Here is an 18,942-nt window from a genome sequence, read left to right as displayed (position 1 = left end):
TAATACTTTTTAAAAATAGTCCCAGTACTTAAGCCTAAACTATTGTTAAAGTTTATCTCCAAAAACCTTGCCGTTCTTAAGATAATAATGATAAACGATACTTTTTATGTTGTAGTATTTTTTGGACTGAAACTGATCTCTTTTTTTATAAAATTTTGAAAAACTACCATAAAAGGCAAAATGTGATTTAATAATTGCAACACAATGTACAAATTTACCTTGCATAACTAATTGAACTCCAGCCATTCCATCTTGTACTAATCGTAAAAAGATAATAGGGAATAGCGCTTGTTTTGGCAAATTTTTTAATAGCATAAATAACGAATTCCTGAAATTCAGAAATGTTTTCTTTGGATTACTCTCATGTAAAGTAGCTCCACCTACATGATATACCGTCGATTTGCTGTTGTAATAAACCTTATAGCCTTTATTTATAGCTCTCCAACATAAATCAATTTCTTCTTGATGTGCGAAAAAATCAATATCAAATCCCTCTAATTTACGAAATATATCTTTACGAATGAAAAAACAGGCTCCTGATGCCCAAAATATTTCAGTTTCATCATTGTATTGTCCTACGTCTTTTTCAATTGTTTTGAAAATGCGTCCACGACAAAAAGGAAAACCATACTGATCAATATAGCCTCCGGCTGCTCCTGCATATTCAAAATAATCTTTTGCTTTATAATCTAGTATTTTAGGCTGAATTATAGCAATTTCTGGTCTCTTATCAAAGGTTTCTATAATAGGTGTTAACCAATTCTCAGTAACCTCAATATCAGAATTCACTAAGGCATAATATTCTTCTTCTACAGCAACTAGGGCTTCATTATAACCCTGTGCAAAACCAAAGTTTTCTGTATTCTGAATAATCTTTATGGTGGGATATTTTTCTTTTACAAATGCAATCGAACTATCTGTAGACGCATTGTCTGCTACATAAATCTGTGCTTCCTCAGTGTATTTTACAATAGAGGGTAAAAATTGCTCTAACAATTTCTGTCCATTCCAATTTAATATAACAACAGCGATTTTCTTCATTCTATAATTTTGTTTAACTCTTTAGGCAATCTCATTTTGCACCACTAAAACTTGTCGTGCAGTGGTAATTGAGGTAAAAAATGATACTTCTCTTGTTCGTAATCCATTTGACAATAATAATGATTCAATCCATTGGTAACCATTAAATATTTTGAATTCACAGTCATATTATAACGAGCAATCTGATCAAAAGTGGTTTGCGTAATTTTTACTTGTGGTGCTTTACATTCTACCAATAGAAAAATAGTCCCATCTGGATTAAAAACAACCACATCATACCGCTTGGTCAAGCCGTTAATTTTGATGACTTTTTCTACATTAATCCATGATTTGGGGTATTTCATCTCATTCATCAGATAATGAACAACATGTTGTCGTACCCATTCTTCTGGTGTAATCAAAACAAACTTTTTACGAATTTCATCAAAGATAGCTGCATTATTTTTGCTATTTTTGAATCGAAACTGGTACGAAGGAAAATTGAGTGATTGCATCAGGCAAAGTTAAATTAAAATTTAAAACTCAAAATTTAAAATTAGATAAAGAGTGGACGAAGTTATAAAGATTGTAAACGATATAAAGCAGGGAAATATAAAACCAATATATTTTTTGATGGGAGAGGAAGCTTACTTTATTGATAAATTATCCGAATACATCGAAAAGAACATTCTTACGGAAGAGGAAAGAGGTTTTAATCAAATGGTTTTATACGGTAGAGATGTAACGATTGAAGATGTAGTATCGAATGCAAAACGTTACCCGATGATGGCCGAACGTCAGGTTGTTATTGTAAAAGAAGCACAGGAATTATCCCGTACCATCGATAAACTGGAGAGTTATGTTGAAAATCCTCAACCTACTACCGTTTTAGTTTTCTGTTATAAATACAAAACACTGGATAAACGCAAAAAACTGACCAAAATTCTGGATCAGAAAGGAGTGGTTTTTCACAGTAAAAAATTATATGATAATCAAGTAGGGGATTGGATCAAACGTATACTTTCTGGAAAAGGATATAACATAGAACCAAAAGCCAATATCATGCTCGTAGAGTTCTTAGGGACAGATTTAAGCAAGATTAGCAATGAATTGGATAAACTAATGATTATTCTACCAAAAGGTAGCACCATCACGCCGAATGTCATTGAAGACAATATAGGATTCAGTAAAGACTATAATAATTTCGAATTGCGTAAAGCCATAGGTGAACGCAACCAACTCAAGGCTTATCAGATTGTCAATTACTTTGCCGATAATCCTAAGGACAATCCATTAGTGGTAACAACTAGTATGATTTTTAGTTTTTTCTCCCAATTATTAGAATACCATGGATTAAAAGACAAATCACCTGGAAATGTCGCCAAAGTATTAAAATTAAACCCTTATTTCTTAAAGGATTACGATTTAGCATTGCGTAATTTCCCTATGCGTAAAGTGAGTCAAATCATTTCTACTTTGCGTTCTGTAGATATAAAAAGTAAAGGAGTGGGTGCCAATAGTTTGTCACAATCGGATCTATTGCGTGAAATGTTATACAAGGTTTTTAATTAATTGCGATTAAATTCCTGTAGGACAAAGATTATTTATCATTTCTTTGTCCGTTATATCTATTAAATTTAACGATATTTGCACTTCAAATTTTACTCAGAATGCACCCGCTATTTGAGTAAGTGTAAAAATACAATATAGTTATGGCAATGAATAAAAATTCCATTTTTGGATGGGCATCATTTTTAATGTTTTTAATTGGTACTTCATTAGTATTATTAGGAGTCCTAAAATATAAAGATTATGCCATTGGATTCTCAGTAGTAGGAATAGGTTTTTTTGCTATTTCATGGGTCTTTAATGCGCTTAAAGGTCGAGTTTAACTCTATTAACAGAATCTACTATAAAACAACAGCTTACAGATATTTAATTTATTTGTAAGCTGTTTTTATTTTAATTAAATATAGATTATTATTTACCTCGTTTTTTAAACGCTAACAGAGTCCTTGCTCGAACGATATATGGTTATGCTAACTTTATACCACCTTAGAGCAATCTAAAACACCGAATCATTTTAATATTCTGTATTTAAAGCTATATTTGCGTTACAGATAGGAGAACTCCCTTTTGTAGTTAAAATTCAATAAATTAACAAGTTATAATATGTCTGACGATAAGAAAGTAATTTTTTCGATGTCTAAATTGAGTAAAACTTACTCAAGCAGCGACAAACAAGTATTAAAGAATATCTATTTGAGCTTTTTTTATGGAGCAAAAATTGGTATTTTAGGTTTAAATGGTTCTGGAAAATCTTCACTTTTAAAGATTATTGCCGGAGTTGATAAAAATTATCAAGGAGATGTAGTTTTTGCTCCAGGATATACTGTGGGTTATTTAGAACAAGAACCACAATTAGATGATGATAAAACAGTAATTGAAATCGTTCGTGAAGGTGTAGCTGAAACGATGGCAGTTCTTGACGAATTCAATAAAATCAATGATAGTTTTGGTTTGCCAGAAGTGTATGAAGATGCAGAAAAGATGGACAAACTAATGGAGCGTCAAGCACTTTTACAAGATAAGATTGATGCACTTGGAGCTTGGGAAATCGATACAAAATTAGAAATCGCAATGGATGCTTTGCGTACACCCGATGGAGATACACCAATCAAAAACCTTTCTGGAGGAGAGCGTCGTCGTGTTGCTTTATGTCGTTTGTTATTACAACAACCAGATGTATTGTTACTGGATGAGCCTACCAACCACTTGGATGCAGAAAGTGTACTTTGGTTAGAGCAACATTTAGCACAATATGCAGGAACTGTTATCGCTGTAACGCACGATAGATATTTCTTGGATAATGTAGCGGGTTGGATTCTTGAACTGGATAGAGGAGAAGGTATCCCATGGAAAGGGAATTATTCTTCTTGGTTGGATCAAAAATCGAGCAGAATGGCACTTGAAGAAAAAGTGGCTTCAAAACGTCGTAAAAATTTAGAGCGTGAGTTAGACTGGGTACGTCAAGGTGCAAAAGGTCGTCAAACGAAACAAAAAGCGCGTTTACAGAATTACGACAAATTATTGAATGAAGATCAAAAACAACTGGATGAGAATCTAGAAATCTATATCCCGAACGGACCACGTTTAGGAACAAATGTTATTGAGGCTAAAAATGTAGCCAAAGCTTTTGGTGATAAATTGTTGTATGATAATTTAAATTTCACCTTACCACAAGCAGGAATTGTTGGAGTTATCGGACCGAATGGTGCTGGTAAGTCAACTATTTTTAGAATGATCATGGGAGAGCAACAACCAGATAGTGGTGAGTTCGCAATCGGCGAAACGGTAAAAATTGCTTATGTAGATCAAGCACACTCTAATATTGATCCTAACAAATCAATCTGGGAGAATTTCTGTGATGGTCAAGAATTAATTATGATGGGTGGTCGTCAAGTAAATTCAAGAGCTTACTTAAGTCGTTTTAACTTTGGTGGAAGTGATCAAAACAAAAAAGTTTCTACACTTTCTGGTGGGGAACGCAACCGTTTACACTTAGCCATGACGCTTAAAGAAGAAGGAAACGTACTTTTACTGGATGAGCCTACGAATGACTTGGATGTAAATACACTTCGTGCGCTAGAAGAAGGTCTTGAAAACTTCGCTGGTTGTGCTGTAGTTATTTCTCACGATAGATGGTTCTTGGATAGAATTTGCACACACATTCTAGCTTTTGAAGGAGATTCTGAAGTTTATTATTTCGAAGGAGGATTCTCAGAATACGAAGAAAACAGAAAGAAAAGAATGGGTGGTGATCTTACTCCAAAAAGACTTAAATACAAGAAATTAATTAGAAACTAATACATCTATTTAATTTTCAGTAATAATTAAGAAATCCCGAATTAATCGGGATTTTTTTTTATCGATTTTTTAAATGTATATTTGGTCGAAAATAATTCTTTTATGCCCCTTACTAGAATAATTTTAGTATTAATTACAACCTTTTTTTTGACGTTTTTTTCATTCGGACAATCCAAATCTCCTAATAGAAATGATGTTTATAAATTGATATTACATTCTGATAGCCTACTAATTAATCTAAATTTTAAAGAATCTCTGGAGCTCTCTAACGTAGCTCTAAAAAACGCCATTAAACTTAAGGATAATGACCTGATTGCACTCGCGTACAACAATATCGCCAGTTCGCATGGTGAACTATCGGACGTTAACCAATCTATAAATTATTATAACAAGGCATTACATTATGCGAACAAAACAAATAATGATACTATAAAAGACATCCTTTATAATAACATTGGTCACGCATATTCTTTTGGTAAAAAAGATTATTTGAACGGTATTAAGTACTTTAAAAAATCATTAACCTTCGCTGAAAAGATTGCCGATACTACTCAAATTCTGTTTACAAAATTAAATTTAACGGAAGCGTATTTTAATAAAAAAGACTTCGAAAGTGGTCTCCCTTTTCTCTTGGATTCTGATCTTTATATAAAACGTTATGGTGATGTAGAATCTAAAATTATTATAAATAAACTCTATGGTTTATACTATGCTAATAAAAAACTGTATGCTCAAGCCAAAGAGCGGTTTTTAAAATCTATAAATACCGCTATATCAACGAATAACAAAACAGAATTAGCGGGTTCTTATCAAAGTTATTATCAATATCTCGCTTCGATTGGGAATTTCAAAGAAGCCTTTCAGAATCTCGAATTATTTCAGAAGATAAAGCAAGAAATCAATAATAAGGAACAAATTAAAAGTGGTCAAATTGCTGGAGTAAAAATTGAAGTTGATGAATTTAAAAGAGAGGTGGAAAAGGTAGAGGTGGAAAAGGAAGCACAGCTACAAAACTTGAAAATGTCCAAACTTATTGTGATTCTTTTTCTAGTTGTTTTTATAATCCTGCTGCTCTTTTTACTAACGCTTTATCGAAATAATAACTTGAAAAGAAAACTCAATGAATTTCTCCTCGCCAAAAATGAAGAGCTCATACGTTCCAAAGAACATGCAGAAGAATCTTCAAAATTAAAAAGTCAATTTATTTCAACCATTAGTCACGAATTAAGAACGCCTTTATACGGGGTAGTAGGAATTACCGATATGTTGATAGATAAACATAAAGAGCTAGATAACAGTGAGGATATGAAGTCATTAAAATTTTCGGCTCAATATTTGTTAACTTTGGTTAACGATATCCTTCAGATTAATAAAATCGAAGATAAAAATGTAGTATTAGAAATACTCCCTTTCATTATTGCTGAAGAATTTAATAAAATTAAAGAAGGATTACATTTTATTGCCATGAAAAATAATAATAATCTAGTACTAGAAATTGACCCAAATATACCCAAGCATTTAAAAGGAGACAAAATAAGACTTTCACAAATACTATTAAACTTAACAAATAATGCTTTAAAATTCACGAATAATGGCCAGATCATTTTAAAAGCTGAATTTTTAAATCAAAAAGAAAATACCTGTTTTATCAAATTCCAAGTCATTGATAATGGCTGTGGAATTGCTTCAGAAAATCAATCTATGATTTTTGAAAAATTTGTTCAGATTGACCGCAAAAATGATGATTATCAGGGAACAGGATTAGGCCTTTCGATTGTAAAAGGATTGATTACCTTTTTTGATAGTGAAATCATTGTAAATAGTGAAAAAAATATAGGTACTACCTTTTCATTCACTATTGGTTTTGACCTGGATACAGTGGAAGAAAAAGAGACTGCGGTTCATTCTAAGCTTACTGAAGCCAATAATCCTTCCTTTAAGGTATTGGTTGTAGAAGACAACAAAATCAATCAAATGGTGACGCGTAAAATCCTTGAAAAGAATAATTATACCTGCCTGATTGTAGATGATGGCTATCTTGCCTTAGAATTATTAGAAAAAGAAGATTTTGACGTTGTATTAATGGATATCAACATGCCTTTGATTAATGGATTTGAAACCACAAAGCTAATCCGCCAGAAAGGAATGATGCTGCCTGTTATTGCATTAACAGCTTTTGATAAGGATGAAATTCAGAAAGAAGCTGTCGATTCTGGGATTGATGATATTATCATTAAACCTTTTATCTCTGCCAAATTATTCGAGATTATCACCAAACAAATTTATATAAAAAGAAACGCTGGTTAGTACCAGCGTTTTTTATTTTTCTTAGCATTATCCGATTTTCTGGATTTATGCGCTCCTTTACTTCGATTAGAATTTTTAGGTGCAGTTGCAGCAGCTGGACTAGATTCTCCACCTGTCCAAGGGAAAGGATGATCTTCAACTGTTGTCACTTTTACTTTGATAAGTTTCTCAATATCTTTCCAATAGTTCTTTTCGTCTTTTCCACAAAAAGAGATTGATATACCTCCATTACCTGCACGTCCTGTTCTACCAATACGGTGTACATAGGTTTCAGGAATATTCGGTAAATCAAAATTGATAACATAAGGTAATTGGTCTATATCAATACCACGAGCTGCAATATCCGTAGCAACCAATACACTTACTTCTTTTGTTTTAAAATTCTCTAAAGCTCTTTGTCTTGCATTCTGAGATTTATCTCCGTGAATCGCTTCAGCATTAATCCCTTGTTTTTTTAAGGCTTTGGCAACATTATCTGCTCCGTGTTTAGTTCTTGAAAAAACCAATACATTGCTTAAATCTTCATTTTTAATTAAATGAAATAATAATTGTCTTTTGTTTTCTTTTTCTACAAAATAGACTCTTTGTTCTACCGTTTCAGCAGTAGAAGATACTGGAGAAACTGTTACATATTCTGGCTTCGTTAGAAAAGCATCTGCTAATTCTCTAATAGCCATAGGCATTGTTGCAGAGAACAATAACGTTTGTCGATTTGGAGGTGTTAATTTCACAATCTTTTTGACATCGTTAATGAATCCCATATCCAACATTTGATCAGCTTCATCCAATACTAAAGTATGTAGATGGTCTAAATCGATAAAACCTTGTTTGTGTAAATCCAATAATCTTCCTGGTGTAGCAATTAGAATATCAATTCCTTTTTTAATAGCATCCACCTGTGGTACTTGCGAAACTCCACCAAAAATGGTAAGTTGTTGCAAGTTGGTATATTTACCGTATGCATCAAAGCTTTCTCCAATTTGGATTGCTAATTCACGCGTAGGGGTTACAATTAAAGCACGGATTTGTTTTGCTTTTTTTGAAGAGCCAATTTTATGGTGTAATATATTAATAATCGGAATAGCAAAAGCAGCAGTTTTACCTGTACCAGTTTGCGCACATCCAATTAAATCATTCCCTTTTAAAATAGTAGGAATGGCTTGTTCTTGAATAGGAGTAGCAGCTGTATAACCTTGATCGATTAAAGCTCTTTGTATACTTTTAGAAAGTGATAAATTCTCAAATAACATAAAAATAGGGTAGGTCGTTATATAACAACTCTTTAAAATTAATTTCGACAAAGGTAGTTCTAAAATCTGATATATTATATTAATTGACCATAAGCCTTAAGTTCTCTACTGTATATCACATCCAAAAATCACCTTTAATTTAACTTTAAATCATTCAATTTAATATCCTTTTTTATAAAGTACACGCTACATCATTTAGCATTTTCACAATCACATAATTACCATTGCGAGAAGCAATTTGTAATGGGCTTTCTCCTTTATCATTCAATGTATTAATTCCTATTTTCTTGGATAATAAATGTCGAACTACTTCTTCTAATTGCCATTCGCAGGCTAAATGAAGTAGGGTATTGGCTGTATTGCCCAATTCTTTTATGGTTATCGTAGTGGGTATTTTAGGGATAACCTCTTGATTTATATGGCTTTTTTCATTCATGTTCGTCTTATTTACAATCGGTTTATTTTTCAAAAGTGTATTACAAACAAAAGCTTCCTTAAAAATTAGGAAGCTTTTAGTAACAGTGAATTAATATTAACTACGAACAGACTTTTATATCAGTTATGTCCTAAAAGTTAGTCATAAGAAATCAGAGTAAGCCCCAATGAACTTACTCTGATTCTCAATTTTTACTCTTCTAGTGGACGATGTTTATCATGTTTTCTATAGGCATAGTAAAATACGTGTGGTAGAACCACAAGGGATAGAATCATACAGAATACTAATCCTCCAACAATCATAATTGCTAATGGTTTTTGAATTTCAGATCCCATACCGGTTGACAAAGCAGCGGGTAACAATCCTAATGATCCCATTAAAGCAATCATAACAATAGGTCTAATTCTACTATATACACCATCGGAAATTGCCTTTTCTATCGGCATCCTATTCCGCATATTTTCTTTCATGACGGCAATCAGAATTATACCATTTATGGTATTGACCCCAAAGAGGATAATAAATCCAATTCCAGCCGATATTCCAAATACTGTTCCCGTGAGCCACAGCGATAGGAATCCCCCAATAAACGCATAAGGTATTGTACTCGTAGCAATCAAGGTATCTTTCATGTTTCCAAAGTTGAAATACAATAAGAATAGGATGAACAATAATACTACCGGAACAATCATCGCTAATTGTTTTGAAGCACGTTCTTTACTTTCAAATTCTCCAGCCCATTTCATCGTATTTTGCTTCGGTAATTTAACCTCTTTTGCTACTTTTTTCTGTGCTTCAGCAATCGTACTTCCTAAATCTCTTCCTTCAATACTGAATCCAATTGCAATGTATCGACTGTTTCCTTCTCTATAGATAAAAGTTGGCCCCGTTTTATAACTTACGGTTGCAATCTCTTTCAATGGTACCTGTTTACCGTCCATTGTAGGGATTAATATATTCTCAATTTTCTCTTTGGAATCTCTGTACTCTTTTTGGAAACGCAAACGGATATCAAACATCTTCTCATTGTCATAGAAAGTAGAAGCTGCTTGTCCACCGATAGCCATTGAGATTACCGCTTGTGCATCGGCCGTTGTTACAGCATATCGAGCCATTTTTGAATCGTGCAACTGAATGCGTAATTCTGGTAGTCCAATATTCTTATACACATTGATGTCTTCAATTCCTTTTACATCTTTAATCGATTTGGCTACTTGCTTTGCATAGCGCTCTAGCTCAAAGAGATCATCTCCAAAGATTTTAATTACTAATGGACTCTTTACACCGGCAACATATTCTTCAACATTATCCTGAATTGGTTGGCTAAATCCAAAGTTTATCCCGGGATATTCCTCCAATACTTTTTTAATCTGGGCGACGAGTTCTTCCTTCTTCATTTTACGCTTCCATTCTTTCTCTGGTTTCAGCTCCATGTGGAACTCAATATTAAAGAAACCTGTTGGATCCGTACCATCATTTGGTCTTCCTGTTTGCGTTAGAATGAATTTCACTTCGTCAAATTTTTGAAGCTTCGCCTTCATTTCATTGGTTAATCGTACTGATTCATCCAAGTTGATACTATTAGGAAGTGTTGCTCTAATATAAACGGCTCCTTCATTTAATTTCGGAATAAACTCTGATCCGTAGAACATGAATCGTCCAAAACAAACCAATAATAAAACGATAAATCCATAAATAGTGGCTTTTCTATGGTATTCACTCCATTTGAAAAGACGGAATAGGTTTTCTCTGAAAAAACGAGAAATCATGTTTTCTTTTTCTACAATGTTCTTCGTCAATAAGACTTTACACATTGCCGGAACATATGTCAAACTCAATATTAATGATCCTACTAAAGCATATCCTAACGTAAATGCCAACGGTGAGAACATTTTACCTTCTACTTTTTGGAAAGAGAAAATAGGGAGTAAGGCTACAATTAAAATGATTAGGGCAAAGAATATATAGGTTGCAACACTTCCAACACTTTTCTTAATTAATCCCATTTTTGACATAGAATTGAAACGCTTCATTCCGACTTGGTGGGCCTTCTTCTCGAGTGAGACGAAGACCTGCTCGACTATGACGAGCGTACCTTCGAGGAGGAGACCAAAATCTAATGCTCCCATCGAAATTAAGTTGGCCGGCAGACCTTGTATCTTCAACATTACAATCGCAAACAGAAACGACAGCGGTATTACTGAGGCAACAATTACTGTTGTTCTCCAGTTATACATGAAAATGAATACAATCAACGATACTAATAATACGCCTTCAATTAAGTTTTTTGTAACGGTATGAACGGTCGTGTTTACTAATTCTGTACGGTCAATAAACGGTACAATTTTTACACCTTTTGGTAAAACACGCTCGTTAAGGTCTTCAATTCTTGTTTTTAACTTATCAATTACTTCGCTAGGGTTCTCTCCACGAAGCATAACCACAATTCCTTCAACTAAATCTTTATCATTATCTAATCCTACTTGTCCTAATCGAGGTTTTGCTCCAATTTTCACTTCGGCAACGTGCTTGACCAAAATAGGAGTAGATCCTTTTGCTTTAATTAAGATATTCCCAATATCATCTACATTTTCAATTAATCCAACCCCACGTACTACATAGGCTTGATCTCCTTTTTGAATTACATCACCACCTACGTTAATATTACTCTTCGATACGGCTTCATATACATCCAAAGGGGATAAACCATAATTAACCAATTCTGTTGGGTTAATTTTAATCTCATACGTTTTTTCTTCTCCACCAAAACTCACAACATTCGCTACACCAGGAACAGAAACTAATTCACGTTCAATTACCCAATCCTGAATTGCGGTTAATTCTTTAATTGGTAAATCTCCTTTTACAACATAACGAAAAATCTCTCCTGTTGCTCCATACGGTGGATCTATCGCTACTTCACTTCCCGCTGGTAATTCTATACCACTCAAACGGTTTGAAGCATACTGTTGTGCGTAAAAATCTTCTACATCTTCATCAAATAAAACAGTAACTACCGATAATCCAAAAAGCGAAATCGAACGTACTTCTGATTTTTTTGGAATCGTATTCATTTGTTTTGAAATAGGAAGTGTAATGAATTTCTCTACTTCCTCAGCACTTCGCCCAGGCCATTGGGTAATAATTCGAGCACGAGTATTCGTTACATCTGGAAATGCCTCAATAGGCGTGTGGATATAACTAATAATTCCTCCTGCAAGTAATAAAGCGGTTGCAAAAAACACGATCAACGAGTTTTTAAGCGAAAACGCAACTATATTTTGAACAAATTTTTGCATTTGTATTTTGTTTAAAGTTTAAAATCTATCGCATTACCAAATTGCTTCTGTAGTTTTCCCATCAGAAGACTGTATTCTATAGCGCGATATTGTATTAATTTTTGAGTCTTTCGTAAATTAACAACTGATTCTTCGTAATGATTTTTTCATTTTCCTGAATCCCTTTATCAAAATAAACTACTTCATCATTTTTAGCTGAAGGTTCTACTTCTCTAATTTCAAGATTACAATCGTCTTTGTAGAACAATAAGTAGTTGCGATTATCATCAAATATCACAGCTTTGTTTGGTACAGCAATTGCTTGTTCATGTGATATTTCTTTATCGATAATAATATCAGCAGACATTCCTGGCTTTAATTTTAGATTTGGATTTTTCATCACAATTCTAGCTTTTAAAACGCGTTCTTCAGAATCAAATACATTTGACAATGATGAGATTTTACCCGTAAATGTTTCATCTGGATAAGCTAACATCTTAATCTTGACTTCCATATTCTCTTTAATATTCTGCATGTTTGTTGCGTAAATATTAACCATTACCCATACTTCATTTAGATTTGATATTGTAAACAGTGATTCTGTTTCTGAAGAAATTTGCATTCCAGAACTCATCTTTTTTTCAACAATATAACCATCTGTTGGTGCTTTAATCTGAAACACTGATTTCTCTGCACTAGCGCTATATAGCGATAAATTCTCTCGAGTGTTTTCTAAAGATGATTTCAATACATTCACATCATTTTCGGCAGAAAGCAAATCTTTTTGTGATGCAATTCCATCTTGAAACATTGATTTTGTTGCTGCCAATTGTCTTTGTGCTACTTGCAATTGAGATTGTAGCGAACGGCTTTCCGATTGCAGTCCGTTTAATTCTGTACTTTTAATTTCCGCTAAAACTTGTCCTTTTTTTACATAATCTCCTAATGAGAAATAAGTATTGGTTACCACACCACTGATTAAACTTACAAACTGAACCATGTTATCTGTATTGTAAGTTACATTACCTGTTAGCGTCAGGGTTTCTGTAATAGGTGATTTTGTTAATGTATCAATTTTAATCTTACTTTTCAGTTCTGCATCGATACAGAATTTTTTATCCTCTACAGGAGCTTTTTCCTCTTTATGTTGACAACTTTGAAGGAATAGTATAGCGAGTAAGGAAATTGAGGTTATCGTATATTTCATTTCTTTGATTTTTAAATACTGTATAAGTTATATAGGCCTTTATTATAATTCTTTTCCAACATTGAACTGTAATTCTTCAAAATGCTCGTTCAATTCTTTTTTACTGCCTAAAATGATTTTTTTGTTTTCTAAATAGGCATTCACAAAGTCAAGGTATTCAAGCATGCTGATGTTTCTTTGTGCAAAGTTTTTTAAATGACTTTCTAATAATTTGTCTAAGTCTGATTCATACGTACTATCGACACTTTTATACAGTCTTTCTGTAATTAATAAATCCTGATAACTTTGCATTATTTCTGATTGTGCTTCGTTATTTTTCTGTTCAGCCATGATATTACTTTTCTCAATACTTACTTTGGCTGACTTTATATTACCTTGATTACGACTAAAAAAGGGTAAGTCCATTGCAAATCCAAATCCAACAAAATCTCTCATAATATTACCACCACGATCATAACTAGCTTGCAAAGTAACATCCGGTGTTCTTTGGGCACGTTCATATTTATAGAGGTTATTACTGTATTCTTGTTCTAATACAGATGCTTTTACATCCGGTCTGTTTTTTAAAGCTTCTTGTGTAAGTGTTACGATGTTTAAATGCTCAATTTTAGTTAGATCGGGAACAAAACCTTCTTCACTAATCTTAATAAAACTATTTGCAGGTAAATTCATTAAGCCTTTCAATTCCTTTTGAACTTGATTGTTATCTTTTTGTAGATCGCTAATTTCTTTAAGGAATTCTAATTCTGAGGCTTTCAATCGGATGTATTCGCTTTTACTGATATTTCCTTGCTTTAACTGATTGTTATAGGCATTCAGTAATTTTTGAATTGAAGCCAATTGTTTAGAATAAACTGCTTGTTCTGCCTGAGTATATTGAAGTTTAGTCAGATTATTTCTAAATTCAATTTTCAGATTTCTAAGAAAATCTTCAAAGTATTGTTTTGTCTTTTCAACGGCTACTTTTTCCATAGCCACCATTTTCTTTCTCTTTCCAGCTGTAATAATTAGCTGTTCTAAACCAACAGAGATCTCTGAGGTTTTACCAAAGTTTCCAGAAATAGGAGGGAGTTGTTCTGCAGTAGAGTTTTTCCAAAGATTAATTTCACTGACTGATAAATTTGGATTAGGCCATAATTTTGCCTGAATCACTTGTGCTTCAGCCTGATCAATATTCAGTTTTTCTGCAATTAATTTTAAATTTTGTTTTAGAAAAACCGTCTCTGCTTGTGCTCGGGTATACGTTAAGGTATCACTGGTTTGCAACGTTTGTGCTCCCAAATGATTTAGCCCTGCAACGAGAAGCAATGCGCTAATAAAAATACGTTTCAAAATAAGTCTTTTTTAATTGGTACAAATCTATTACAGATAGATTACAACCTTATTTGACCTACATTAGAAGTACTTTAAGTCTACATTAGAAAACGATTAGAGTTTTGGGAATATCAATTGTATCAGAGTTCCCTTATTTTCTTCGGAGGTTATTTGGAAAGAAATATTATTCTGTTTAAAGATTAATGTCGCTAGTGATAGACCTATTCCGTTTCCTTTTATGTTTCCAACGTTCTTTCCTCTATAGAAAGGTTGTTGGATAAAACGCAGTTCTTCTTCACTAATACCTTTACCATAATCTTGAATACTAATTCTCAATTGGTTATCTACTTCGGACAAACTAATCTTAATAGGCTTCTGATCGGAATATTTTTTTGCATTTTCAATCAAATTGTACAAAGCTAGCTGGATTTGCATGCTGCTTCCTTTTACTATTAACAAATCTTGTTGTTCAATTTCAATTAAAACCTGAATCTTGTTCTTCTCGATAGGATGGGATTCTGCTAATTTTTCAATGATGTCCCATATTAATTCATCAACTCTGAAGTGCTCTTTTTCTGTATTCACAGTTCTCAGTCCTGAAATCATCATTAATGTATTCAATATTTCTTCTATATGATATACATTATCCAATACTTCATTGGCTACCTGATGGTATTCTTCTGTCGTACGATCCTTCAAAGCAAATACTTCCAAATTCCCAGAGATCGAAGCTAATGGTGTTTTAAATTCATGCGATACATAATTGATGAAATTTTTCTGGATCACAAACGTATCGGATAAACGGAGTAAAAGGTTATTGAATGTATTAATCAAATCTTGTACTTCATCATTCGTATTGGATGATATTATGGGTTTATTTAGGGATTCCGGTTCAATGGAATTTACTTGGTTGATAATCGTTGTAATAGGGCGGTAGGCAATATTTGACAATCGATGACTGAGTAGAAAAATAATCAATAAACCGACAATTAATACCGTAACTAATATTATTAAAAGTTGATTACTCTGGGAGTGAAAAAACTCATTATGGGATTTCAAAAAAACCACAAAATCACCTTGGTTATCTGGATAAAATATACCGTAATAATAAAACTGATTTGCTTTGAAATATATCTTTTTATGCTTCCTTACTTTATCTAATACTTTAACTGAAATTATGGTGTCTTTTTCTTTATTTCCAAATTTTATATTATCGTTTTCATCGTAGATTTTGACCTGTGCTTTTTGCACATTTTCTTTAAATTGTTGCTTAATTTCTTTGTGTTCACTCTTTGGTAATTCATCTTCTTCAAGATAAAAAACAGCCGTTAAAAGTGTCGTTTTTTGCAACTCATTAAAGATTATTTTCTCTGAACTATTATAAAAAACAAAATATATTATGATAGAGGCAATTGTAAAAACAATTCCAAAAGTCAAGGACGATATTAGGGTTAATCGGTGCCTAATTTTCATAATAAATCTATTTTAATGTAATCGTATTCAGAAAGGTTTAATCTCTAATCATATAACCTGTTCCTTTGATTGTCTGTATTAATTTCTTTGAGTTTTCATCAATTTTATTCCTCAAATAGGATATATATACATCAACAACATTGGTATTGTTATCATAATTAATTCCCCACACGGTATTTAAGATTTGTGTTCGGGATAATACTTTATTTTTATTTTCTAAAAGAAAGAGTAATAAACGGTATTCTCTTGGTGACAAGTCAATCACCACATCATCTCTTGTTACCAGATGTTCTTCCAAATTGACTTTTAATGTGTCACAGAAATAGATTTGTTCTTTTTCCTGATAATTAAATTTAGTTCTGCGGGTTAACGCATTAATTCTGGAAATCAACTCTTTAAAATGAAAAGGTTTGACAAGGTAATCATCGGCGCCACTATCTAATGCTGCCACTTTATCATCGGCATCACCCAAGGCACTTAGAACCAGAATAGGGGTGTGGTTCTTTTTGTAACGAATCAATTTTGTCAATTGTATTCCGTCTATTCCCGGAAGCATTATATCCATTAGAATAATATCCCACTCATTTTCGGCAATGACTTCTCTAGCAGATTCACCTGTTGTAGCTAAGGTTACAGAAAAACCATTTTCTTCTAATCCTTTTACAACAAAATCACTAATTCTATTATCGTCTTCAATGAGTAATACATTCATAATCTAACTTTCTTTATACTATTTTTGCATAAGCAGCTTGGTGAGATTTCATAAAATCGGTCACTAAATAGCCTATTAATTTCCCAACCAAATGGCTGTTTTTTTCTTCTCCTAAATTTGGTGCTCCTTCACAGATATGCAAATAGGATGCATTGGTGTTTTGACCAAAGTAGTGTATAAACTGACGAACATTTTCTACTGAAAATCCACTTAATGTCATTGCACTACTCGCAATTCCTGGAATAGCATCCAAATCGATTTCGATACCATAATTTTCAGATTTTATAAAATTCAAAGCTTGAAACATTTCTTGTTCGAAGTGTTTTTCTTTTCGAATTCCTATTTCATCATACGTATTGTAGCGAACGCGATCTTCTGTTTTTTTCATGATATCCAATACACTCTTTGAGGTATAGCTTTCATGTAGGCCAAAGATAAAGTACTTTTTTAGAAAACCTTCTTCAAATGCATAAGAGAATCCATTTCCACTGTGTCTTCCTTCTAGTATTCTGAAATCAGAATGGGCATCAAAATTAATTGCATTAACGGGTTTTCCATTTGCCAATGCAGCACCTTTTATATTTCCGTAGGCATTATTATGTCCGCCACCTATTATTATAGGTATCTTTCCTGCTTTAATAATGTTAAAGACAATATGCGAAACATCTTTATCTACTTTTTCTACTAATTTAAAGAGCAATTTGCGCTCATCTTTATCATTAAAGTCTAAAGAAGCAGCCTGAGTCATCTCTTCAGCTACATCAATATGACCTAATATAAGGAGTTGACTTCCTTTACAAAATTTATTGTTTTGAATATTGACAATTGATTTTACAGCACTATCCCAAGCCGTTGCAGCGCCAGGACGGCCTAAATTTGCGCGAATTCCAATGTCTTCTGGTATTCCAAATAAAACATATTTAGCCTCAGATTCAGTTAGATAATCCAATATTTCGGAACCTGGGGGTATAGTTTCTATTCTTTCACCAAATTTAATTTCACCATTTCGGTAGTTGGTAATCTTAGCTAAATCGGCGATTGTAAAACGAATAAGTTTTTCCATGTTAAAATTATAGAGTTCAAAAATACTATATTTATATAAAATTACGTTAATGCTTAAACTATTTACCCAATTTAATTTATTTTTATAAAAAATTTTACACCATGGAAAATCAAAATTTAGACTCCCAAAAGAGTAATTCAAGCCTGAAGGCGATTATTATTATCCTTGCTATTTTACTAGTAGGAAGTTTAGCGTACATGTATAAAATGAGTAATGACTCAGCTACAAAAGAGAATACTCTTATGACTGAGAAAGAAACAGTTTTAAAAGATTTAGAAACTCTTAAAGCAACGTATGATACTGCAATTGCAGAAAACACTTCTCTTTCAAGTGAATTGGTTGCTGAGCGTGATAAGGTTACTAAATTGATGGAGGACTTAAAAAAATCCAAAGGTGATGCTGCTTCAATGGCAAAATACAAAGATCAGTACGTTAAATTAGAACGTGACATGAAAGGCCTTATTAAAGAAAATGACATTTTGAAACAACAAAATGCTGCATTAACAACACAAAGAGATAGTACTCAAGCAGTTTTAACAGATACAAAACGTTACAACGATACTTTAGTAGTTCAAAACGAGAACTTATCTAAAACTGTTGAGAAAGCTTCTGCTCTTTCTATCTTAAACCTAAAAACAGAAGCAATCAAAGAGCGTTCTTCTGGAAAACAAATCGTTACAGAAAAAGCTCGTAGAGCTGACAAATTAAAAGTTTGTTTCACAATTGCTGAAAACAAAATTGCTAAGTCTGGTGACAAAACATATTATGTTCAAATCATTGATAGCAAAAACAATGTTTTAGGTGAGAAAAAAATCATCAATTTTGGTTCTCAAAACTTAACATACAGCTTTACAACTGTCGTTAAATATGACAACAAAACTACTGATGTTTGTGAATACTTAACTGGAACTGAAGCTTTCGAAAAAGGAAATTACTTTGTAAACGTTTTTGACGGAAAAGAAATGGTTTCTAAAACAAGTTTTTCTTTGAGATAATCAAATAAAATTCAATCATA

At 32.8% G+C, this 18,942-nt stretch carries 15 protein-coding genes; 5 read left to right on the top strand and 10 right to left on the bottom strand.

What is annotated here, in order from left to right; translation table 11 throughout:
• Window positions 1–45: 45 nt before the first annotated feature.
• Window positions 46–1,041, bottom strand: a complete 996-nt coding sequence (locus P6733_RS03885) for a glycosyltransferase family 2 protein (protein WP_306350292.1) — start codon at window positions 1,039–1,041, stop codon at window positions 46–48.
• A gap of 44 nt (window positions 1,042–1,085) precedes the next feature.
• On the bottom strand, window positions 1,086–1,535 hold the full coding sequence (locus P6733_RS03880) for a type I restriction enzyme HsdR N-terminal domain-containing protein (RefSeq protein ID WP_306350291.1): 450 nt from the start codon (window positions 1,533–1,535) through the stop codon (window positions 1,086–1,088).
• A gap of 52 nt (window positions 1,536–1,587) precedes the next feature.
• Here P6733_RS03880 and holA point away from each other — a divergent pair, with 52 nt between their 5' ends.
• From holA to P6733_RS03860, 4 genes are all read left to right on the top strand, one after another.
• Complete coding sequence (holA, locus tag P6733_RS03875; protein ID WP_306350290.1) at window positions 1,588–2,592, top strand: DNA polymerase III subunit delta; 1,005 nt, start codon at window positions 1,588–1,590, stop codon at window positions 2,590–2,592.
• A gap of 140 nt (window positions 2,593–2,732) precedes the next feature.
• The gene (locus P6733_RS03870; RefSeq protein ID WP_306350289.1) at window positions 2,733–2,912 is read left to right on the top strand and encodes a CAL67264 family membrane protein; all 180 of its coding nucleotides are present in this window, start codon (window positions 2,733–2,735) and stop codon (window positions 2,910–2,912) included.
• Window positions 2,913–3,192: 280 nt separating this feature from the next.
• Window positions 3,193–4,887: an energy-dependent translational throttle protein EttA gene (gene ettA, locus P6733_RS03865; RefSeq protein WP_306350288.1), complete on the top strand. Its 1,695-nt coding sequence runs from the start codon at window positions 3,193–3,195 to the stop codon at window positions 4,885–4,887.
• A gap of 147 nt (window positions 4,888–5,034) precedes the next feature.
• On the top strand, window positions 5,035–7,194 hold the full coding sequence (locus P6733_RS03860) for a response regulator (protein ID WP_306350287.1): 2,160 nt from the start codon (window positions 5,035–5,037) through the stop codon (window positions 7,192–7,194).
• Here P6733_RS03860 and P6733_RS03855 read toward each other — a convergent pair.
• The 8 genes from P6733_RS03855 to P6733_RS03820 all read right to left on the bottom strand — a co-directional run bounded on the left by P6733_RS03855 (window position 7,191) and on the right by P6733_RS03820 (window position 17,927).
• Window positions 7,191–8,444 carry a DEAD/DEAH box helicase gene (locus P6733_RS03855; RefSeq protein ID WP_306350286.1) on the bottom strand — a complete coding sequence of 418 codons (1,254 nt, stop codon included), beginning with the start codon at window positions 8,442–8,444 and terminating at the stop codon, window positions 7,191–7,193. The genes P6733_RS03860 and P6733_RS03855 overlap by 4 nt on opposite strands.
• A 172-nt stretch (window positions 8,445–8,616) precedes the next feature.
• Entirely contained in the window at window positions 8,617–8,880 is a 264-nt protein-coding gene (locus tag P6733_RS03850; protein WP_306350285.1) for an ankyrin repeat domain-containing protein, read from the bottom strand.
• 191 nt (window positions 8,881–9,071) lie between these two features.
• The gene (locus P6733_RS03845; RefSeq protein WP_306350284.1) at window positions 9,072–12,179 is read right to left on the bottom strand and encodes an efflux RND transporter permease subunit; all 3,108 of its coding nucleotides are present in this window, start codon (window positions 12,177–12,179) and stop codon (window positions 9,072–9,074) included.
• 94 nt (window positions 12,180–12,273) lie between these two features.
• Complete coding sequence (locus tag P6733_RS03840) at window positions 12,274–13,365, bottom strand: efflux RND transporter periplasmic adaptor subunit (protein WP_306350283.1); 1,092 nt, start codon at window positions 13,363–13,365, stop codon at window positions 12,274–12,276.
• 42 nt (window positions 13,366–13,407) lie between these two features.
• Window positions 13,408–14,697 carry a TolC family protein gene (locus P6733_RS03835; RefSeq protein WP_306350282.1) on the bottom strand — a complete coding sequence of 430 codons (1,290 nt, stop codon included), beginning with the start codon at window positions 14,695–14,697 and terminating at the stop codon, window positions 13,408–13,410.
• Between the two features lie 96 nt (window positions 14,698–14,793).
• Complete coding sequence (locus P6733_RS03830; RefSeq protein WP_306350281.1) at window positions 14,794–16,152, bottom strand: sensor histidine kinase; 1,359 nt, start codon at window positions 16,150–16,152, stop codon at window positions 14,794–14,796.
• Between the two features lie 37 nt (window positions 16,153–16,189).
• A complete protein-coding gene (locus P6733_RS03825) occupies window positions 16,190–16,864 on the bottom strand; it encodes a response regulator transcription factor (RefSeq protein ID WP_306350280.1) in 675 nt (224 codons plus the stop codon).
• Window positions 16,865–16,877: 13 nt separating this feature from the next.
• Window positions 16,878–17,927, bottom strand: coding sequence for a formimidoylglutamase (locus P6733_RS03820; protein WP_306350279.1), 1,050 nt, complete (start codon window positions 17,925–17,927; stop codon window positions 16,878–16,880).
• A 101-nt stretch (window positions 17,928–18,028) separates the two neighbouring features.
• Here P6733_RS03820 and P6733_RS03815 point away from each other — a divergent pair, with 101 nt between their 5' ends.
• On the top strand, window positions 18,029–18,922 hold the full coding sequence (locus P6733_RS03815; protein ID WP_306350278.1) for a hypothetical protein: 894 nt from the start codon (window positions 18,029–18,031) through the stop codon (window positions 18,920–18,922).
• Window positions 18,923–18,942 lie beyond the last annotated feature (20 nt).

Source organism: Flavobacterium aerium (assembly GCF_030766725.1).
Taxonomy (GTDB): Bacteria; Bacteroidota; Bacteroidia; order Flavobacteriales; family Flavobacteriaceae; genus Flavobacterium; species Flavobacterium aerium.
This window is presented reverse-complemented; position numbering and strand designations above follow the sequence as displayed.